Annotated in this window: 19 protein-coding genes; 9 read left to right on the forward strand and 10 right to left on the reverse strand. The window is 71.8% G+C overall.

What is annotated here, in order from left to right; translation table 11 throughout:
- Positions 1 to 10 precede the first annotated feature (10 nt).
- From IEZ04_RS13670 to IEZ04_RS13690, 5 genes are read right to left on the reverse strand one after another with little or no spacing between them, the layout of a single operon-like run.
- The gene (locus tag IEZ04_RS13670) at positions 11 to 949 is read right to left on the reverse strand and encodes a dihydrodipicolinate synthase family protein (RefSeq protein ID WP_189217056.1); all 939 of its coding nucleotides are present in this window, start codon (positions 947 to 949) and stop codon (positions 11 to 13) included.
- Between the two features lie 16 nt (positions 950 to 965).
- Positions 966 to 2,012 (reverse strand): oligopeptide/dipeptide ABC transporter ATP-binding protein, encoded by a 1,047-nt coding sequence (locus IEZ04_RS13675; protein ID WP_189217057.1) that lies wholly within the window; start codon positions 2,010 to 2,012, stop codon positions 966 to 968.
- Positions 2,009 to 4,024: a dipeptide/oligopeptide/nickel ABC transporter permease/ATP-binding protein gene (locus IEZ04_RS13680; protein ID WP_189217058.1), complete on the reverse strand. Its 2,016-nt coding sequence runs from the start codon at positions 4,022 to 4,024 to the stop codon at positions 2,009 to 2,011. The genes IEZ04_RS13675 and IEZ04_RS13680 overlap by 4 nt, the downstream gene beginning before the upstream one ends.
- Positions 4,024 to 4,983: an ABC transporter permease gene (locus IEZ04_RS13685; protein ID WP_189217059.1), complete on the reverse strand. Its 960-nt coding sequence runs from the start codon at positions 4,981 to 4,983 to the stop codon at positions 4,024 to 4,026. The genes IEZ04_RS13680 and IEZ04_RS13685 overlap by 1 nt, the downstream gene beginning before the upstream one ends.
- A gap of 4 nt (positions 4,984 to 4,987) precedes the next feature.
- Positions 4,988 to 6,619, reverse strand: a complete 1,632-nt coding sequence (locus tag IEZ04_RS13690) for an ABC transporter substrate-binding protein (RefSeq protein WP_189217060.1) — start codon at positions 6,617 to 6,619, stop codon at positions 4,988 to 4,990.
- A gap of 173 nt (positions 6,620 to 6,792) precedes the next feature.
- Between IEZ04_RS13690 and IEZ04_RS13695 the strand changes: the two genes are divergently transcribed.
- From IEZ04_RS13695 to IEZ04_RS13720, 6 genes are all read left to right on the forward strand, one after another.
- Positions 6,793 to 7,527: a FadR/GntR family transcriptional regulator gene (locus IEZ04_RS13695; protein WP_189217061.1), complete on the forward strand. Its 735-nt coding sequence runs from the start codon at positions 6,793 to 6,795 to the stop codon at positions 7,525 to 7,527.
- Positions 7,528 to 7,636: 109 nt separating this feature from the next.
- Positions 7,637 to 8,068: a protein-tyrosine phosphatase family protein gene (locus IEZ04_RS13700; RefSeq protein WP_189217062.1), complete on the forward strand. Its 432-nt coding sequence runs from the start codon at positions 7,637 to 7,639 to the stop codon at positions 8,066 to 8,068.
- Positions 8,069 to 8,582: 514 nt separating this feature from the next.
- Positions 8,583 to 8,822 carry a hypothetical protein gene (locus tag IEZ04_RS13705; RefSeq protein ID WP_189217063.1) on the forward strand — a complete coding sequence of 80 codons (240 nt, stop codon included), beginning with the start codon at positions 8,583 to 8,585 and terminating at the stop codon, positions 8,820 to 8,822.
- A 47-nt stretch (positions 8,823 to 8,869) separates the two neighbouring features.
- Entirely contained in the window at positions 8,870 to 9,616 is a 747-nt protein-coding gene (recO, locus tag IEZ04_RS13710; RefSeq protein WP_189217064.1) for a DNA repair protein RecO, read from the forward strand.
- Between the two features lie 66 nt (positions 9,617 to 9,682).
- Positions 9,683 to 10,522, forward strand: coding sequence for an isoprenyl transferase (locus IEZ04_RS13715; protein WP_189217065.1), 840 nt, complete (start codon positions 9,683 to 9,685; stop codon positions 10,520 to 10,522).
- 109 nt (positions 10,523 to 10,631) lie between these two features.
- The gene (locus IEZ04_RS13720) at positions 10,632 to 11,432 is read left to right on the forward strand and encodes a glycosyltransferase family 2 protein (RefSeq protein WP_268245667.1); all 801 of its coding nucleotides are present in this window, start codon (positions 10,632 to 10,634) and stop codon (positions 11,430 to 11,432) included.
- Positions 11,433 to 11,460: 28 nt separating this feature from the next.
- Here the strand turns inward: IEZ04_RS13720 and IEZ04_RS13725 are convergent, their stop codons facing one another.
- The 4 genes from IEZ04_RS13725 to IEZ04_RS13740 form a co-directional block, all read right to left on the reverse strand.
- Complete coding sequence (locus IEZ04_RS13725; protein ID WP_189217067.1) at positions 11,461 to 11,877, reverse strand: Fur family transcriptional regulator; 417 nt, start codon at positions 11,875 to 11,877, stop codon at positions 11,461 to 11,463.
- A 66-nt stretch (positions 11,878 to 11,943) separates the two neighbouring features.
- Positions 11,944 to 12,876 (reverse strand): metal ABC transporter permease, encoded by a 933-nt coding sequence (locus IEZ04_RS13730; protein ID WP_189217068.1) that lies wholly within the window; start codon positions 12,874 to 12,876, stop codon positions 11,944 to 11,946.
- A gap of 13 nt (positions 12,877 to 12,889) precedes the next feature.
- The gene (locus IEZ04_RS13735) at positions 12,890 to 13,657 is read right to left on the reverse strand and encodes a metal ABC transporter ATP-binding protein (protein WP_189217069.1); all 768 of its coding nucleotides are present in this window, start codon (positions 13,655 to 13,657) and stop codon (positions 12,890 to 12,892) included.
- Between the two features lie 19 nt (positions 13,658 to 13,676).
- Complete coding sequence (locus tag IEZ04_RS13740; RefSeq protein ID WP_189217070.1) at positions 13,677 to 14,726, reverse strand: zinc ABC transporter substrate-binding protein; 1,050 nt, start codon at positions 14,724 to 14,726, stop codon at positions 13,677 to 13,679.
- Between the two features lie 184 nt (positions 14,727 to 14,910).
- On the opposite strand from IEZ04_RS13740, the gene IEZ04_RS13745 reads away from it, so the two are divergent.
- On the forward strand, positions 14,911 to 16,293 hold the full coding sequence (locus IEZ04_RS13745; protein WP_189217071.1) for a glycine--tRNA ligase: 1,383 nt from the start codon (positions 14,911 to 14,913) through the stop codon (positions 16,291 to 16,293).
- A 60-nt stretch (positions 16,294 to 16,353) separates the two neighbouring features.
- Here the strand turns inward: IEZ04_RS13745 and IEZ04_RS13750 are convergent, their stop codons facing one another.
- A complete protein-coding gene (locus tag IEZ04_RS13750; RefSeq protein ID WP_189217072.1) occupies positions 16,354 to 17,262 on the reverse strand; it encodes an alpha/beta fold hydrolase in 909 nt (302 codons plus the stop codon).
- Between the two features lie 193 nt (positions 17,263 to 17,455).
- On the opposite strand from IEZ04_RS13750, the gene IEZ04_RS13755 reads away from it, so the two are divergent.
- On the forward strand, positions 17,456 to 18,460 hold the full coding sequence (locus IEZ04_RS13755) for an aldo/keto reductase (protein WP_189217073.1): 1,005 nt from the start codon (positions 17,456 to 17,458) through the stop codon (positions 18,458 to 18,460).
- Positions 18,461 to 18,498: 38 nt separating this feature from the next.
- Entirely contained in the window at positions 18,499 to 19,086 is a 588-nt protein-coding gene (locus IEZ04_RS13760) for a TetR/AcrR family transcriptional regulator (RefSeq protein ID WP_189217074.1), read from the forward strand.
- Positions 19,087 to 19,098 lie beyond the last annotated feature (12 nt).

The raw sequence follows: 19,098 nt of genomic DNA on the forward strand, positions 1-19,098 counted from the left end.
GCACAGGCTCTCAGAGCAGGCCGGCCGCCGCGAGGTACTTGCCGACCAGCTCCGTCTCGTCCGCGGACAGGGGGGTCTGCGGTTCCGCCGTGACGGGGCAGTCGATGACGCCGCGCAGGTGGAGCGCCGCCTTGAAGGCGCCGATGGCCGACGAACCGCCGCTCATCCGGCCGCCCGCCTCTCCCGCCCGCACCATGCCGAACAGGGCGCACAGGCGCTCCTGTTCGGCGCGGGCCCGGTCCCGGTCGCCCGCCCGGCAGAGGTCGTACAGGCGTACGTAGGCGGCCGGGTCCACGTTCGACAGACCCGGTACCGCGCCGTCCGCGCCCATCGCCAGCGAGGTGTCGACGAGCAGCTCGGAACCGGTCAGCACGCTGAAGCCGGTGATGTCCGGCCGGGTGCGGGCGCCCGTCACCACCGCGCGGAAGCCGGCCTGGTCGCCGCTGGAGTCCTTCAGCCCGGCCAGCACACCGTCCGCCGCGAGCCCGAGGACCAGGTCCGCGCCCAGCTTCGTGTGCACACACGCCGGGATGTCGTACGCGAGGACCGGCACCGGGGAGCGCTCCGCGACGCGCCGGAAGTGGCGGGCGGTCTCCGCCGGGTGGGGGCGGGCGTAGAACGGCGCGGTGACGACGACGGCGTCCGCGCCCGCCGCGGTGACGGCCGCCACGTGGTCCAGCACGCGGGGCGTCGTCATGTCGATCGCCCCGGCGAGGACGGGCAGCCGGCCGCCCAGGTGCCCGGCGACGGTCTCCACGACCAGCCGGCGCTGCCGGTCCGTCAGGTAGGCCGCCTCGGACGACGAACCGAGGACGAACAGGCCGTGCACCCCCGCGTCCACCAGGTGGTCGACCAGCCGGACGAGCGAGTCCACGTCCACCTCGCGCTCCGGTGTCAGGGGGGTGCAGACGGGCGGGACGACACCGGTGAGGGGGGCGGGGAAGGGCATGGGGGACTCCCTTGGGCTACGTCGGCTCCTGTCGGCCGGCCACGGCGGTGGCCTGCGCGACGAGTTCCCGCGTGGGCCGGCCTTCCTCCACCGGATGGTGGCACCGGAAACGATGTCCCGGGGTGGTTCCGGGTGAATTGTCCGGAAGTGTTGCGGCGCACACGTCGGTCGCCCTCCAGCAGCGGGTGCGGAACGGGCAGCCGCTGGGCGGCCGCGTCGCCGACGGCACCGGGCCCGCCAGGGGGATCGGGTCGATGGGGTCCAGCAGACCGGGCGTGGCGGAGAACAGCGCCCGTGTGTACGGGTGGCGGGCGCGGTCGGTGACCTCGGCGGCCGGGGCCTCCTCGACGATCCGGCCGAGGTACATGGTGACCACGCGGTCGCTCATGCGCCGCACCGTCTGGATGTCGTGCGACACGAACACCAGGGCCAGCCCGAGACGCTCCTTCAGGTCCAGCAGCAGATTGAGGATCTGGGCGCGGACCGAGACGTCCAGCGCGCTCGTCGGCTCGTCCGCCACCACCAGGTCCGGGTCGAGCGCCAGCGCCCGGGCGACCGCGACGCGCTGCCGCTGGCCGCCCGACAGCTGGCCGGGGAGCGCGTCGGCGAGCGCCCCGGGGAGACCGACCAGGGACATCAGCTCCCGCACCCGCGCCTCGCGTTCCGCGGGTGTGCCGCGCCGGTGGACGTCCAGGGGGTCGCGCAGGATCCGCCGGACGGGCAGGCGGCGGTTGAGCGCCGTGGACGGGTCCTGGAAGACCATGCCGGTGCCGCGGCCGACCGTCGCGCGCCGCTCGTCCGGCTTCATGGCCCACAGGTCGCGGCCCCGCAGGAGCACGGTGCCGGACGTCGGCCGCTGCGCGCCCACCAGCACCCTGGCCAGCGTCGACTTGCCGCAGCCGGACTCGCCGACCACACCGACCGTCTCACCGGGCGCGACGGTGAAGTCGGCGCCGGTCAGGGCGTACACGCGGTCGCGGCTGAACAGGCCGCCGCTGCGCGCCCGGTGGACGACGTGCGCGTCGGACAGGGCGACGAGCGGGGTCTCGGGGGCAGGTGTCACGTCACGGCCTCGCTCTCCGTCGTCGCCATCTCGACCGCGGGGTGGTGGCAGGCCGCCAGGTGCCGCGGGCCGCCCGCCAGGCCGGGCCGCGTGGTCACGCAGACCTCGGACGCCATCGGGCAGCGGTCGGCGAAGCGGCAGCCCGCGGGGAAGCCGGCGGGTGCCGGGACCGTGCCCCTGATCTGCGTCATCCGCTCCGCCGCCGACTCCAGGGACAGCACGCTGCCGAGCAGACCGCGCGTGTAGTGGTGGGCCGGGGACTCCACCAGGTCGGCGGTCACGCCCGTCTCCACGATCCGGCCGCCGTACATCACGATCACCCGGTCGGTGACGGCCGAGACGAGCGCCAGGTCGTGGCTGACCAGGATCAGCGCGAAGTCCAGCTCGTCGCGCAGCCGCAGCAGCAGCTCGATGATCTGGGCCTGCACGGTCACGTCCAGGGCCGTCGTCGGCTCGTCGGCGACGATCAGCCGCGGCTCGCGGGACAGGGACATCGCGATCAGGACGCGCTGGCGCTGGCCGCCGGACAGCTCGTGCGGGTAGGCGCGCAGGGTGCGGTCCGGGTCGAGCCCGACGAGTTCCAGGAGCTCGGCGGGGGTGCGCCGGCCGCCCCGCCGGACGACCTGCCCCAGCTGGGCGCGGATCGTCATCGCCGGGTTCAGGGAGGACAGCGCGTCCTGGTAGATCATCGCCATCTCGTGGCCGAGCAGCCGGCGCCGCAGGCGCATCGGCTCGCCGACCAGCTGCCGCTGCGCGAACCGGACCCGGCCGCGCACCCGGGCGCCCTTCGGTTCCAGCCCCATCACGGCCAGCGAGGTCAGCGACTTGCCGCAGCCCGACTCGCCGACCAGCCCGACCACCTCGCCGGGGTACACCTCGAAGCCGATGCCGTCCACGATGTCCACGCCCCCGTGCCGGTCGGGGAAGCCGATGGAGAGGTTCTCGACGGCGAGCACGGGCTGTTCGCCGGCCGTGCCCGGCAGCGGCCGGGCCCTGGTCCGCAGCCGCCGCGCCGCCTCCGTCAGCCCCGGCAGCTCCAGCACCCGGCCGGTGCCCGGCTCGGGCGTCTCCAGCCGGTCGCGCTCGCCGGCCTCCGGTTCGACCTCGCGGGGCGCGGGCGCCGCCCACGCGTCCGAGACGCCCTCGGAGAGGATGTTCAGGCACAGCACGGTGACCAGCATCAGCAGCCCGGGGAACACGGTCGCCCACCAGCCGCCGGTGAGCACCATGTTCTTGCCGTCCGCTATCACGCTGCCCCACGACGGGTCCGGCGGCCGCACCCCCGCCCCGATGAACGACAGCGACGCCTCGAACACGATGGCCTCCGCGACCTGCACCGTGCAGAAGACCAGGACCGGGGCGGCGCAGTTGACGGCCACGTGCTTGAGGACGATGTGCGGGGTGCGCGCGCCGATCACCCGCTCGGCGGTCACGTAGTCCTCGCCGTACTGGTCGAGGACGTTCGCCCGTACGACACGGGCGACGGGCGGGGTGAACAGGAACGCGATCGCGCAGATCAGTACGGTGATCCCGCCGCCGAACACCGCGACCAGGACCGCCGCCAGCGCGATGCCCGGGAACGCCATCACCACGTCCAGGCACCGCATCAGCGTCTCGTCCACCGCCCGGCGCGAGGTCGCGGCGACCGCGCCGATCAGCGCGCCCACGACCAGGGCGAGCGCGGTGGCGCCCAGCCCGATCGCGAGGGACCAGCGCGCCCCGTACATCAGCCGGCTGAGGATGTCCCGGCCGAGGCTGTCCTGGCCCATCCAGTGCTCGGCGGACGGGGCGCCGGTGCCGTCGGCGAGCGGCAGCTGGTCGAGCGGGTCGTGCGGGGCGAGCAGGGGCGCGAGGAGGGCCGTCAGCACCACGACCGCGAGGAAGCAGACCGCGATGCGGGACAGCAGCGGCAGCCGCCGCCAGCCGCGCAGCCGGATGCCCGGCCGGGACAGCGAGTCCGTGAGGCCCCCGCGCGTGAGGGGCCTTCTCGTGCGTGTCGTCGGGCCGCCCATCAGGTCGCCTCCCGCAGCCGCGGATTGACCAGCAGATAGAGGATGTCGATGACGAGGTTGACGACCACGAAGCCGGTCGCCGTGGTCAGCACCACGCCCTGGACGACCGCCGGGTCGCCGTTCTTCACCGCGTCGATCATCAGCTTGCCCATGCCCGGCAGCGAGAAGATCGTCTCGATCACCACCGCGCCGCCCAGCAGGTAGCCGACGCGCAGGCCCAGCACGGTGAGCGGGTTGACGAGGGCGTTGCGCAGGACGTTCCGCCCGACCACGACCGCCGGCGGCAGCCCGCTGCCGATCGCGGTGCGCACGTAGTCCTTGTCCAGCTCCTCCACGACCGCCGTGCGCACGATCCGGGTGAGCTGGGCCGCCACCGGCAGCGACAGCGCGAGCGCGGGCAGCGTCATCGTCCTCAGCCAGCCGGTGACGGAGTCGCCCGGGTTGATGTATCCGCCCGACGGGAACCAGCCGTGGTCCACCGCCAGGTACTGGATCATCAGCAGCGCCAGCCAGAACCCGGGCGCCGCCACCCCGGTCAGCGACAGCACGCGGATGATCTGGTCGGGCAGCCGGTCCCGGTAGATCGCGGCCGTCACCCCGCCGAGCAGGGCGAGCACCACCGCGACGCCCAGCCCCAGGAAGGTGAGCTGGAGGGTGAGCGGCAGGGCCGTGAACACCTGGTCGACCACCGGCGCCCGGGTCAGCGCGCTGATGCCCATGTCCCCCTGCAGCAGGTCGCCGACGAACGCCGCGTACCGCACCGGCAGGGGGTCGAGCAGGCCGTTCTCCTCGCGGAAGTCGTGCAGCTGCTCCGGTGTCGGATTGGCGCCCTGGAAGAACGCCGACGCCGGGTCCACGTCCGAGAACCGCATGACGAGGAAGACGAACAGCACGATGCCGAGCATCAGCGGGACCAGCAGGGCGATCCGGCGCAGCAGGATCCTCAGGACGGCGGTCACGCGATCACGCCCACTTGGCCTGGAGCAGGTTGATCCCCGGGTAGGGCTGCGCTCTGACCCCCGCGAGCCGGGTCGGGTCCCACGCCGTCATCAGCTCGTTGTGGACGACCGGATAGAGCACGGCCTGCTCGGCGACGACGTCGATGTAGTCCTGGATCATGGCTCGCCTCCGGTCCGGGTCGGACTCGCGCGTCGCCTGCTCCATGTCCCGGAACAGCTGCCTCGCGACGGGGTCGTCGGCCCAGCGGGTGTACCCCATCCAGAGGTTCTCGGGGCCGTAGTTGTAGTGCATGATCAGGTCCGCGTCGAGGCCGAACTGGTTCGGGTTCGAGACCGCCGCCACCACCTGGTAGTCCTGCTTCTGGTCCATCTTGGTGAAGACGGCCGAGGTCTCCTGCGGCGACAGGGTCGTCTCGACGCCGACCGCGTCCCAGGACGCCTTGATGGTCGGCAGGCAGTCCACGAGCCAGCTCACGTTGACGGACAGGAGGTCCACCTTCAGTCCGCCGACCCCGGCCTCCCTCAGCAGCGCCCGCGCCCGGTCGGGGTCGTGGTCGTAGACGGTCCTGGCGCGCCGGTAGGCGGGGTTCGCCTCGTTCAGGAACGAACTCGCGGGCTTCCCGTGCCCTTTGAGGGCGACCTCCACCATCTTCTCCGTGTCGATGGCGTAGTGCAGGGCCTGCCGCACCCGTACGTCGTCGAACGGCCTGCGCTTCGTGTTGAACATCAGGAAGCAGTTGTTGATCCCGAAGCCGCTCGCCACGGTCAGGCCGCCGCGCTCCAGCCGTTCGATGTTGGCGTACGGGATGTTGTCGGCGATCTGCGCGCCCGCGCTGCCGCCCGAGATCTTGGCGACGCGTGGGGCGGCGTCCACGATGGTCAGCCAGTTCATGGTCCTGAACGCGGGCGGGCGCGGGCCGTTGTACGCGTCGAAGGCCTCGAAGGTGGTGTTGGACTTCGGGTGGTGCGAGGCCTGCCGGTACGGCCCCGAGCCGATCGCCTTGCCCGCGGTGGCGTCGTCCCAGCCGCCGGGCCGTCCGTACACGTGCTTCGGCATGATCTTCGCGAGGGTGAGCCGGGCGAGCCCGTCCGGGAAGGGGAACTTCAGTACGAACTCGACGCTCCGCTCACCGGTCTTCCGCACCTCCTGGAGCCAGCTCGCGAAGAAGTTCTTGGCGAGGGTCTGCGTGTCCGGGTCGAGGATGCGGTCGTAGACGAAGAGCACGTCGTCGGCGGTGACGGGCTTCCCGTCGTGGAAGGTGGCGCCGGAGCGCAGCGTGAACCGCCAGCGCGTGCCCCGCAGGGCGCCCTCGTCCGGCACCTCGGTGGCCAGTGCCGCGTACGGCTCGCGCGAGATCGGGTCGGTGTCGAGCAGGCCCTCGTAGATGTGGTTGTTGGCCGCCATGTTGAAGGCGGACGCGGTCTGCGTGGGGTCCCAGCTGCCGTCGTTGCCGTAGCCGATCACGGCGGTCAGCGTGCCGCTCCCGCCCCCGCCGCCCGTGGAGATGGTGGACTCCGGCCCCCAGGAGCACGCCGACAGCGACGCGGGGAGGACGGTGGCCGCGCCCAGGGCACCGGAGTACTTCAGGAACGCCCGGCGGCGCGGCGCCGGTACGTCGTCGGTCACGTCGCGCACGGTTCCTCCAGGGAGGGCGGGGCAGCGAGAGGCGGGGGAGGAGGTACGGCAGGCGGGGGAGGAGGTACGACGTCCTACGTCATAGGGGGCTACGTGACCATAGGAGGGGGCCCGGAGAGGGTCAAGGCATCGCACAGGAATGGCGTGTCCGCCCCGGGCGTACGATGCGGCGCATGTCTCAAGCGACCGGGGACCGGCGGCGCCGGCCCGAGCGGCGGGGGAGCGGCCGGGTCCAGCACGACGTGATGCAGCTGATCCTCGACCGCGGGCTCGGCCCGGGCGCGCCGCTGCCCACCGAGACGGAACTGATGGCGGACCTCGGCGTGAGCCGCAACTCGGTCCGCGAGGCGCTCAAGGCGCTCCAGGCCCTCGACATAGTCGACATCCGGCACGGTTACGGCACGTACGTCGGCCAGGCGTCCCTGGACCCGCTGGCCGATGGCCTGACCTTCCGCACGCTCGCCCGCTCCGACGACACCGGGACGGGTGCCCTCGCCGAGATCCTCCAGGTGCGCGAGGTGCTGGAGGAGGGCCTGATCCGCCGGGTGGCGGCGGTGTCCACCGAGGCGGAGCTGGACCTGCTGGCGGCGGTGGTGGACCGCATGGAGGCGGCCGGCCGGGCGGGCGAGCCCCTTCCCGAACTGGACCGCGAGTTCCACGAGCTGCTGTACGCGCCCCTCGGCAACGCCTTCGTGCCGCAGTTGCTGGGGGCCTTCTGGACGGTGTTCAGCCGGGTCGCGGGCGCCCGCGGCTGGACGGACGACCCGGCCGAGCTCACCGTCCGCCGCCACCGCGCCATCGTCACGGCCCTGCGCGCCCGCGACGTCACGGCGGCGCAACGGGCCATGACCGACCACTTCCGCGGCATCGAGTCCCGCGCCACCAGGAAACCCGACGAAGCCGGCTGACGGGTGCGGTCGGTCCTTCGGGGGCCGGTCTGTGTCTCGGGGCCCGGTCCGTCCCTCGCGGGTCCGGTTCGGCTCTCGTGGACCCGGGAGCGTTGCCTACCCTGAGCCGGTGACGGAACCCTGGAACCCGGCCGCCCCCGGCGTACTGCGCCTCCGCTCCGGCCGCCTCGTCCGCGGTCGTGGTCTGCGCCATCCGCTGCCGCCGGGCCCGGAGCCCACGTACGCGGTGTATCTCCTCGGTGGCCGGCCTCCCGAGGTGCCCTGGGAGTCCCGCCTGCTCCGATGGCCCGACTTCCGGCTGCCCGGCGACCGGGACGAGGCGGCGCGCGTCCTGCGGGACGTCTGGTCCCGGGCGCTCACCGAGCGCGTCGAGGTCGCCTGCGGCGGCGGACGCGGCCGCACGGGCACCGCCCTGGCCTGTCTCGCCGTCCTCGACGGCGTCCCCCCGGACGAGGCGGTGGCGTACGTGCGCGAGCGCTGGTCCCCGCGCGCGGTGGAGACGCCGTGGCAACGCCGCTATGTACGGCGCTTCCGTGGGTGAAGCACAAAATTCTCCGCATATCGTCTGACGTCGATCAGCTTTCGCCACAGTCTCTCTTCATTACCTTCGGTTTACCGGCCTTGCCGTCGGTTTACCGTTCTGATGGAGACGCCGGAGGATTTCCGGTGGCGGCTTCCGAAACGTTTGCTCTGACTGCCGTGACTGCCCGATATAAGCGCCTGATACGACGGGGCACCGGTCGCCCGGCCGACCCCCGCGAGGACCGTTGGCCAAGGCCAACGGCCCGCGCGTCGTCGCCGAGTGTATGGGCGGGGCGGCATCCTGGAAGTGTGATGAGTGAAACTCAATTACACAGGGGAGCACCCGTGAAGGAAGTACGCGGAGCACCCGGGGGACGAGACGCGGCGCGATGCGCCGAAGAGGTGGAGGAAACGGTGAAGGAATTGCGGCAGGAACTCGGGGACGCCGGAATTGTGTTGCCTGCACCAGCGATCGGACGGGCGACTTGCGGCCGCCGCCCGGACGGCGCGGCGCGCCTCGCGGCGGCGCCGCGATGAGTACCGGGCGGGGAGGCGGGAAGAGGCTGCCGGTCGGCTCGTACGCCGTCGACACCAGCACCGGTCAGGTGGGCCGGGTCATGGGCCACGAGGGTCCGTACGTCCAGCTCCGGCCGGTCGGCGGCGGGCGGGAGTGGGACTGCGAACCCGAGGCCGTGCGGGCCGCGACCACCCACGAGCGGCTGGGCGCGGTGACGTCGTACGAGAACGCCCGCAGCCGGGGCGAGGTGCTGTAGCACCCGCCCGGACCGGAGCACGGGCGCCGTGGGCGAGAATGGACGGCATGAGTCTGTTCCGCGACGACGGCATCGTGCTGCGCACCCAGAAGCTGGGTGAGGCGGACCGGATCATCACGCTGCTCACGCGGGGTCACGGCAGGGTACGGGCCGTGGCCCGGGGGGTGCGGCGGACCAAGTCGAAGTTCGGGGCCCGGCTGGAGCCGTTCTCCCACGTGGACGTGCAGTTCTTCGCACGGAACAGCGAGCTGGTCGGGCGCGGGCTGCCGCTGTGTACGCAGAGCGAGACGATCGCGGCCTACGGCAGCGGGATCGTCACCGACTACGCCCGCTACACCGCCGGGACGGCCATGCTGGAGACGGCGGAGCGGTTCACGGACCACGAGGGTGAGCCGGCCGTCCAGCAGTACCTGCTGCTCGTGGGCGGACTGCGCACCCTCTCCCGCGGCGAGCACGCCCCGCACCTCGTGCTGGACGCGTTCCTGCTGCGCTCCCTCGCCGTGAACGGCTACGCGCCCAGCTTCGGCGACTGCGCCCGGTGCGGAATGCCCGGTCCGAACCGGTTCTTCTCGGTGGCCTCCGGCGGCTCCGTCTGCGTGGACTGCCGGGTGCCCGGCAGTGTCGTACCGTCTCCCCAGGCCCTCGCGCTCCTCGCGGCGCTGCTCACGGGAGACTGGGCGACGGCCGACGCGTGCGAGGCGCGGTACGTGCGGGAGGGCAGCGGACTGGTCTCCGCGTACCTGCACTGGCATCTGGAACGCGGGCTGCGGTCGCTGCGCTACGTGGAGAAGTAGCGCCGAGCGGGGCGGCGGCCCGGAGCACCACGACGAATCGAATCATCGCTAGGAGACGTGAAGCACATGGCCGTACGCGGGTTCCTGGGGCGCCAGCGCCGTGAGTACAAGACGCCGGAGCCGCACCCGTCCGGTGCCCGCGCGCCCAGGCTCCCCGGCGAGCTGGTCCCGAACCACGTGGCGATCGTCATGGACGGGAACGGCCGCTGGGCCAAGGAGCGCGGGCTGCCGCGCACCGAGGGCCACAAGGTCGGCGAGGGCGTCGTGATGGACGTGCTCAAGGGCTGCATCGAGATGGGCGTCAAGAACCTCTCGCTGTACGCCTTCTCCACGGAGAACTGGAAGCGGTCGCCCGAGGAGGTCCGCTTCCTGATGAACTTCAACCGGGACGTCATCCGGCGGCGCCGCGACGAGATGGACGAGCTGGGCATCCGCATCCGCTGGGTGGGCCGCATGCCCAAGCTGTGGAAGTCCGTCGTGCAGGAGCTCCAGATCGCCCAGGAGCAGACCACGGGCAACGACGCGATGACGCTGTACTTCTGCGTCAACTACGGCGGGCGCGCCGAGCTCGCCGACGCCGCCAGGGCGATGGCGGAGGACGTGGCCGCGGGCCGGCTCGACCCGTCCAAGGTCGGCGAGAAGACCATCCAGAAGTACCTGTACTACCCGGACATGCCGGACGTGGACCTGTTCCTGCGCCCCAGCGGCGAGCAGCGGACGTCCAACTTCCTGCTCTGGCAGTCGAGCTACGCCGAGATGGTGTACCAGGACGTGCTGTGGCCGGACTTCGACCGGCGTGACCTGTGGCGTGCGTGCGTGGAGTTCGCCTCCCGCGACCGGCGGTTCGGCGGGGCGATCCCGAACGAGGAGCTGCTGGCCATGGAGGGGAACCAGACCACCTCGTGAGCGAACGTGATCGGGTTTGACCGGTCATGTAATGCTGTGGACTCGTTAACTGTCGTACTTGCCATACCTGGCGATCGAGTTCGCACCGAGGTTCGCGTTGTTCACCTTTGTGATTCCCGCCCACAACGAAGAGCCCACCGTGGCCACGATCGTCGGCCAGGCACGCGAGGCGGCCCGTCCCGGCGACCGCGTCCTGGTCGTCGACAGCGGCTCGACCGACGGCACCGCGCGGCGGGCCCGTGAGGCGGGGGCGGAGGTGCTGCGCGGCCCGCTCGGCAAGGGCGCCGCGATGAACGCGGCGCTCGCCGGCGTGACGACCGAGTGGACCTGCTTCCTCGACTCGGACCTCGTCAGGTCGGAGCACAACCTCGCCGCCCTGCTCCGTGACGCCGCCGAGCGGGGCACCGCGGACCAGGTGTTCGGGGACTTCGAGTACGACTACCCGGGGACGATACTGGCGACGACCTTCACCATCTGGGAGCCGTTGACGGCCCGGTTCTTCCCCGAGGTCGGCCATGTCGGGGCGAACGCCCTCACGGGGTACCGGGCGGTCCGCACCCGTCTCGTCCGCACGCCGCTGCCGACGGACTTCGGGGTCGAGGCGTATCTCAACATCTCCGTCGCGCTGGCCGGCGGTAGGTCGAGCGTCTGCCACCTCGGCGAGATAAGCAGCCGTTACCGTCCCCACGGCGGCTCGATGGCGACCGAGATCGGCACCCGCATCCTGGACATGGCGCAGGAGCACGGCCGGCTGGACCCGGCGCAGCGGCCCGCGTGGGACCGCTGGCTCGCGGACGGGGTGGCGGCGATCGCGCCCACCGGGGCGGACAGTGGCCGCTCGGCGGTGCTGTCGCGGCTGTTCACGGCGGTGCGGCGGCCGATGCCGGCAGCGGTCGCCGACGAGGTGTAGCAGGCGTACCGCGTACGCCCGGAGGGCTTCAGTCGTCCGCCGCCGAAGCGCACTCCGCACAGGTGCCGAAGATCTCCACCGTGTGCGCCACGTTCACGTAGCCGTGCTCGGCGGCGATGGCCTCGGCCCACTTCTCCACCGCCGGGCCCTCGACCTCCACGGCCTTCCCGCAGACGCGGCAGACGAGGTGGTGGTGGTGGTCCCCGGTGGAGCAGCGCCGGTACACGGACTCGCCGTCGGAGGTGCGCAGGACGTCGACCTCGCCGGCGTCGGCGAGGGACTGCAGGGTGCGGTAGACCGTGGTGAGCCCGACCGAGTCGCCCTTGTGCTTGAGCATGTCGTGCAGTTCCTGGGCGCTGCGGAACTCGTCCACCTCGTCCAGTGCCGCGGCCACGGCGGCACGCTGCCGGGTGGAACGGCCCCGTACGGATCCAGCGGTCGTCACCGTTTCCTCCTCACGTTCGCGCCTTGCCGGGCCATTGTGCCAGGACGGAGGGGGCCCGGTCAGACGTCAGCGGACGGCGGCCCCGTCCGGGGGACGCTGCCCGGCCGGAAGCGTACGTCCGTCCGGTTCGCCGGTGCCGGCGATCTCGCACTCGGCCGGATCCGCCACCGGCCGGCCCGCGGCCTTCGCCCGTCGTCTGGCCAGCGGTGTCGCCAGCGCCGTGAGCAGGACGAACGCGGCGATGGTGAGCAGCACGATGGTCGCGCCGGGCGGTACGTCCTGGTAGTACGAGGTGACCGTGCCGCCGATGGTCACGGCGACCCCGACGGCCACCGAGATGACGAACGTGGCCGCGAAGCTCCGGCTGAGCTGCTGGGCCGCCGCCACGGGCACCACCATCAGGGCGGAGACCAGCAGCAGACCGACGACGCGCATCGCGACGGTCACCGTCACGGCGGCCGTCACCGCGGTGAGCAGGTTCAGCGCGCGCACCGGCAGCCCCGTGACCCGGGCGAACTCCTCGTCCTGGCTCACCGCGAAGAGCTGCCGGCGCAGGCCCAGGGTGACCAGCACCACGAAGGCCGCCAGCAGGCAGATCGCCGTCACGTCCTCCTGGGAGACCGTGGACAGCGAGCCGAAGAGGTACGAGGTGAGGTTGGCGTTGGAGCCGCCCGGCGCGAGGTTGATGAACATCACGCCGCCCGCCATGCCGCCGTAGAAGAGCATGGCCAGCGCGATGTCGCCGCGGGTGCGGCCGTACCAGCGGATCAGCTCCATCAGCACCGCGCCGAGCACGGAGACGAGCGTCGCCATCCACACCGGGGACCACGACAGCAGGAAGCCGAGGCCGACGCCGGTCATCGCGACGTGGCCGATGCCGTCGCCCATCAGGGCCTGGCGGCGCTGGACGAGGTAGATGCCGATCGCGGGAGCGGTGACGCCGACGAGGACGGCGGCGAGCAGGGCCCGCTGCATGAAGGCGTAGTCCAGGATTTCCATGATGCGTGCCTTCTCAGCTCAGCAGGCCGGTGCGGATCGGGGCGGCGTCGGCGGCCTCGTGCGGGTGGACGTGGTCGTGGCCGGGCAGCGCGTGCTGGCCCACGGCCTTCGGCGGCGGCCCGTCGTGCACGACGCAGCCGTCCCGGAGCACCACCGCGCGGTCGATCAGCGGCTCCAGCGGGCCGAGCTCGTGCAGGACGAGCAGCACGGTCGTGCCCTTGCCGACCTGCTCGCGCAGGGTGCCGGCGAGGACCTCCTGGCTGGCCAGGTCGACGCCCGCCATCGGCTCGTCCATGATCAGCAGGTCGGGTTCGGAGGCGAGGGCGCGGGCGATCAGGACGCGCTGGTGCTGGCCGCCGGAGAGGGCGTTCACCGAGTCCTTGGCGCGGTCCGCCATGCCGACCAGCGTGAGGGCCTGCCGTACGGCCTCGTGGTCGGCCTTGCGCAGCAGCCCGAAGCGGGCGCGGGAGAGCCGCCCGGAGGAGACGACCTCCGTCACCGAGGCGGGCACGCCGCCCGCGGCCGTGGTGCGCTGCGGGACGTACCCGACGCGTCTCCAGTCGCGGAAGCGGGCCCGCGGGGTGCCGAAGAGCTCGACCTCCCCGGCGGCGACGGGCACCTGGCCGATGACGGTGCGCACGGCGGTGGACTTGCCGGAACCGTTGGCGCCGAGCAGCGCGACGACCTCACCGCCGTGGACGGTGAGGTCGATGCCGCGCAGGACGGGCCGCGAGCCCAGCTCGGCGCGTACGCCGCGCAGGGATATGACGGGCTCGCTCACGAGGGGGCCTCCGTAACGATCACTTGGCGCCGAGGGCCGTCTGCAGCGCCTTGAGGTTGGACTCCATGACCTCGAAGTAGTCGTCGCCCTTGGACCTGTCGGTGATGCCCTCGAGCGGATCGAGCACGTCCGTCCTGAGGCCCGCGTCCTTGGCGAGGGTCTTCGCGGTCTTGTCTGACACCAGTGTCTCGTAGAACACCGTGGTCACGCCGTCCGCCTTGGCCTCCTCCTGGAGTTCCTTGATCCGGGCGGGGCTCGGCTCGCTGTCCGGGTCGACGCCGGAGATGGCCTCCTGGGTCAGGCCGTAGCGCTCGGCGAGGTAGCCGAAGGCGGCGTGGTTGGTGAAGAACGTCCTGGAGGCGGTGTTCTTCAGACCGTCCTCGAACCGGGTGTTCAGCTCGTCGAGCTTCCCGGCCAGGGCCTCGGCGTTCTTCCTGTAGTCCGCCGCGTTGTCCGGGTCGGCCTTCTCGAAGGCCTGGGCGACGCCCTCGGCGATCTGGGCGTACTTCACCGGGTCGAGCCAGACGTGCGGGTCGAGGGCGTGCTCGTCCTCCGCGTGCTCGTCGGCGTGCTCGTCCGCGGAGTGCTCGTCGGCGTGCTCCTCCGCGGAGTGGCCCTCCTCACCCTCGTGCTCGTGACCGTGGTCGTGCGAGACGTCGCCGTGGTCCTCCAGCTCGGTGAGGGTGGCGGCGTCGACCTGGGTCTTCACGCCGGACTGCGCGACGGCCTCGTCGACGGCGGGCTGGAGGCTCTTGAGGTAGAGCACCGCGTCGGCCTCGCCGAGCTCGGCGGTCTGCTTGGTGCTGAGCTCCAGGTCGTGCGGCTCCTGGCCCGGCTGGGTGAGGGAGGTGACGTTCACGTGCTCCCCGCCGATCTGCTCGGCGAGGAACTGCATCGGGTAGAACGACGCGACCACGTCGAACTTGTCCGAGCCGCCCTGCGCGGTGCCGCCGGAGCCGGAGGAGCCGCAGGCCGAGAGGGCGCCGATACCGAGGGCGGTGACCGCCGCGACCGCGGTGCCGGACATCAGGGGTCGTCGGGGGCGTCGTATGCCGTTCATGACACCCATTTTCAACAAATATGGAAACCGTTGTCAACAAAGGATGCGACGGGGCACCGATTTGGTTGAGGGGGAGGCCCCGCCGGTACCCTGAAGCATTCGCTCTGGAGCGCCCGCCCGTCACCCGGTCACCACCCTGGTGGAGGCGCTTCACGCCGTCCGTTGGTTCCGTCGTCGTAATGAAGAGAGCACCGTGGCCGCCGACAAGATCGACACCATCGTCAGCCTGAGCAAGCGCCGTGGCTTTGTATTCCCTTGCAGCGAGATCTACGGTGGCCAGCGCGCCGCCTGGGACTACGGCCCCCTGGGTGTCGAGCTCAAGGAGAACCTCAAGCGCCAGTGGTGGCGCTACATGGTGACGTCTCGTGAGGACGTCGTCGGTATCGACTCGTCCGTGATCCTGGCCCCCGAGGTCTGGGTCGCCTCCGGCCACGTCGCCACCTTCACCGACCCGCTGACCGAGTGCACCTCCTGCCACAAGCGGTTCCGCGCGGACCACCTGGAGGAGGCGTACGAGGAGAAGAAGGGCCGCGCCCCGGAGAACGGCCTCGCCGACCTCGCCTGCCCCAACTGCGGCAACAAGGGCACCTTCACCGAGCCCAAGCAGTTCTCGGGTCTGCTCTCCACCCACCTCGGCCCGACCCAGGACTCCGGCTCGGTCGCCTACCTGCGCCCCGAGACCGCCCAGGGCATCTTCACCAACTTCGCCCAGGTGCAGACCACTTCGCGCCGCAAGCCGCCGTTCGGCATCGCGCAGATGGGCAAGTCCTTCCGCAACGAGATCACGCCCGGCAACTTCATCTTCCGCACCCGCGAGTTCGAGCAGATGGAGATGGAGTTCTTCGTCAAGCCGGGCGAGGACGAGAAGTGGCAGGAGTACTGGATGGAGCAGCGCTGGAACTGGTACACCGGCCTCGGTCTCCGTGAGGAGAACATGCGCTGGTACGAGCACCCGAAGGAGAAGCTCTCCCACTACTCCAAGCGCACCGCCGACATCGAGTACCGCTTCCAGTTCGGCGGCAGCGAGTGGGGCGAGCTCGAGGGTGTCGCCAACCGCACCGACTACGACCTCGGCGCCCACAGCAAGGCCTCCGGCCAGGACCTGTCCTACTTCGACCAGGAGGCCGGCGAGCGCTGGACCCCCTACGTCATCGAGCCCGCGGCCGGTGTCGGCCGCGCCATGCTGGCCTTCCTCCTCGACGCCTACGTCGAGGACGAGGCGCCCAACGCCAAGGGCAAGATGGAGAAGCGCACGGTCCTGCGTCTCGACCCGCGCCTGTCCCCGGTGAAGGTTGCCGTCCTGCCGCTCTCCCGCAACCCGGAGCTGTCCCCGAAGGCCAAGGGCCTCGCCCAGGCGCTGCGCCAGCACTGGAACATCGAGTTCGACGACGCCGGCGCCATCGGCCGCCGCTACCGCCGCCAGGACGAGATCGGCACGCCGTTCTGCGTCACCGTCGACTTCGACACCCTGGACGACAACGCGGTCACCGTCCGCGAGCGCGACACGATGAAGCAGGAGCGCGTGTCGCTGGACCAGATCGAGGGGTACCTGGCGAGCCGGCTGATCGGCTGCTGATCCAGTAGGTCCCGTGTGCACCGGGCGGGCCGGAGTCTCCGGCCCGCCCGGTGTTTCCGTTCAGCCGGTGTTTCCGTTCAGCGGACGGCGCGTGTGCCCGATGGGCTCCGTGTGCTCCAGGATCGCGGCGGCGAGCGGCCCGTGTACCTCGCGCGGGAGCGCGTGCCCCATGCCGGGGATCTCGACGACGCGTGCGCCCCGGACCGCCTGGGCGAGATGCCGGTCGTGCGGCGGCGGGGCGACCGGCTCGGCCGGGGCCGATACGACGAGGGTGGGCACGTCGGTGCGCGCCAGCCGCTCGGTCCGGTCCATGCCCGAGGGATCGGCGCGGGCGTGCGCGTCGTTCACGGAGTGATGCCCGGTGTGCCGGACGACCCTCCGCTCCAGTTCGCGGAAGTACGCGGCGTCGAAGGGCAGCCGGTCGCCGTTCAGCAGCCGCCAGTGCGCCACCCGCCGGTCCAGCTCGGCCTCCAGGTCCAGCTCCTCCACCGGGCGTGCCCACAGCTCCAGCAGCCGGGCGTCGATCCCGGGCAGTTCCTCGGGCGGTACGCGGGTGCCGTCGGCGCGGGTGTACGGGACGGTGCTGAGCGCGTGGGTGCCGATGAGGGTGGCGCTGAGCAGCCGGTCCGGGTGGTCCGCGACGAGCAGTTGGGTGAGCATGCCGCCCAGTGACATGCCCACGATGTGGGCGCGCGCGACACCCAGGCCGTCCAGGACCGCGATCGCGTCCTGTGCCAGGTCGGTGATGCGGTAGGGCCGCTCGGCGAACGACCACGTGGAGCGGCCGGTGTCGCGGTGGTCGTAACGGATCACGTGGTGCCGCGCGGTGAGCAGGTCCACCAGTTCGTCCGGCCAGCCCAGGCCGGACGCCTGGGCGCCCATGATCAACAGCAGTGGGGGCGCGTCGGCGGGCCCGAGGCTCTCGGTCCAGAGGCGTACATCGGGTGCTGCATCGACGAAACGTTCCATACGGTCCTCCCGGGACGGACGGGATCGTGGGGGTACTGCGAGACGATACGTATCGTATGACCAAAGCGCGAGCCCACCCAGCGCGTTACAGCTGACAAATATTGAAATCTGTCACCTGTCATGCGACAGTGGGTACACGTCATCCGGCGGGGCGCCCCCGCGTCGCACGCCACGGCTATTCCAAGGAGCTCGCATGCGCACCGTTCCCCTCGGCAACACCGGCCCCCAGGTCTCCCGTCTCGGCCTCGGCTGCATGGGCATGTCCGCGCTGTACGGCGAGGCGGACCGGGCCGAGTCCGTCGCCACCATCCACGCCGCGCTCGAAGCGGGCATCACCCTGCTCGACACCGGTGACTTCTACGGCATGGGCCACAACGAGATGCTGATCGGCGAGGCGCTGCGCGCCGCCCCGGCGGCACGGCGCGAGCAGGCGCTGCTCAGCGTGAAGTTCGGCGCCCTGCGCGACCCGGACGGCGGCTGGTCGGGGTACGACGGCCGCCCGGCCGCGGTGAAGAACTTCGCCGCGTACTCGCTCCAGCGCCTCGGCGTCGACCACATCGACGTCTACCGCATCGCGCGGGTCGACCCCGACGTGCCGATCGAGGAGACGGTCGGCGCCGTCGCGGAGCTGGTGGAGCAGGGGTACGTACGGCACATCGGCCTGAGCGAGGCCGGCGCGGAGACCGTCCGCCGCGCCGCCGCCACCGCGCCGATCTCCGACCTCCAGATCGAGTACTCGCTCATCTCGCGCGGCATCGAGCGGGACATCCTGCCGGCCACGCGTGAGCTGGGCATCGCCGTCACGGCGTACGGCGTGCTGTCGCGCGGCCTGATCTCGGGCCACTTCACGGCCGACCGGCAGCTGGCCGCGAACGACTTCCGCGCCCACTCGCCCCGTTTCCAGGGCGAGAACCTCCGGCACAACCTGAGCCTGGTCGAGGCGCTGCGGAAGATCGCCGAGGAGAAGGGCGTGACCGTGGCCCAGATCGCGATCGCCTGGGTCGTGTCGCGCGGCGAGGACATCGTGCCGCTGGTGGGCGCCCGCCGCCGGGACCGGCTGACGGAGGCGCTCGGTGCGCTCGACGTCACGCTGGACGAGGCCGACCTCGCGGCCATCGAGGAGGCGGTGCCGGAGGGTGCCGCGGCGGGCGAGCGCTACCCGGAGGCCCAGATGGGCCACCTGGACAGCGAACGCTGACGTCGGGCGGCCCGAACCCGCCGGGTACCGTCTGTGACATGGCACCGACGTCCGAGCCCCTAACCGCCGCCCGCATCCTCGAAGCGACCGAGGAGGTGCTGCGCCGCCACGGCCCGGCGAAGGCCACCGTCGTGGACGTGGCGCGCGCGCTCGGGGTCAGCCACGGCAGCGTCTACCGGCACTTCCGTACCAAGGCGGCGCTGCGGGAGGCGGTCACCGAGCGGTGGCTGGACCGTACGTCGGCGTCCCTGTCCGGCATCGTCGCGGAGGACGGCGACCCGGAGGCGCGGCTGCGCACCTGGTTCACGACCCTGTTCGAGGCCAAGCGCCACAAGGCGGGCGACGACCCCGAGCTCTTCGCCACCTACATGGTGCTGATCGGTGAGCACAGCGCGGTGGTCGACCGGCACATCGCCGACCTGACGGGCCAGCTCACGACGATCGTGGAGGACGGCGTCCGGCGCGGCGTCTTCGCCTCCGCGTCCCCCGCCGTCACGGCGCGCGCCGTCTTCGACGCCACGGGCCGCTTCCACGACCCGTGCTACGTCCGCGACTGGGAGCAGCCGGGGATCGATGATGAGTTCGAGGCGGTGGTGGGGCTGGTGTTGCGGGGGTTGCGGGTATGAGCCCGGCATCGG

It is taken from the genome of Streptomyces ruber (assembly GCF_014648075.1).
GTDB lineage: Bacteria > Actinomycetota > Actinomycetes > Streptomycetales > Streptomycetaceae > Streptomyces > Streptomyces ruber.

What these genes read in the sequence shown, in the direction of transcription:
- IEZ04_RS13760 (WP_189217074.1), top strand. Translation starts at nt 18,499, where the DNA reads ATGGCACCGACGTCCGAGCCCCTAACCGCCGCCCGCATCCTCGAAGCG.
- IEZ04_RS13715 (WP_189217065.1), top strand. Translation starts at nt 9,683, where the DNA reads ATGGCCGTACGCGGGTTCCTGGGGCGCCAGCGCCGTGAGTACAAGACG.
- IEZ04_RS13680 (WP_189217058.1), bottom strand. Translation starts at nt 4,024, where the DNA reads ATGGGCGGCCCGACGACACGCACGAGAAGGCCCCTCACGCGCGGGGGC.
- IEZ04_RS13730 (WP_189217068.1), bottom strand. Translation starts at nt 12,876, where the DNA reads ATGGAAATCCTGGACTACGCCTTCATGCAGCGGGCCCTGCTCGCCGCC.
- IEZ04_RS13755 (WP_189217073.1), top strand. Translation starts at nt 17,456, where the DNA reads ATGCGCACCGTTCCCCTCGGCAACACCGGCCCCCAGGTCTCCCGTCTC.
- IEZ04_RS13705 (WP_189217063.1), top strand. Translation starts at nt 8,583, where the DNA reads ATGAGTACCGGGCGGGGAGGCGGGAAGAGGCTGCCGGTCGGCTCGTAC.
- IEZ04_RS13695 (WP_189217061.1), top strand. Translation starts at nt 6,793, where the DNA reads ATGTCTCAAGCGACCGGGGACCGGCGGCGCCGGCCCGAGCGGCGGGGG.
- IEZ04_RS13740 (WP_189217070.1), bottom strand. Translation starts at nt 14,726, where the DNA reads ATGGGTGTCATGAACGGCATACGACGCCCCCGACGACCCCTGATGTCC.
- recO (WP_189217064.1), top strand. Translation starts at nt 8,870, where the DNA reads ATGAGTCTGTTCCGCGACGACGGCATCGTGCTGCGCACCCAGAAGCTG.
- IEZ04_RS13750 (WP_189217072.1), bottom strand. Translation starts at nt 17,262, where the DNA reads ATGGAACGTTTCGTCGATGCAGCACCCGATGTACGCCTCTGGACCGAG.
- IEZ04_RS13670 (WP_189217056.1), bottom strand. Translation starts at nt 949, where the DNA reads ATGCCCTTCCCCGCCCCCCTCACCGGTGTCGTCCCGCCCGTCTGCACC.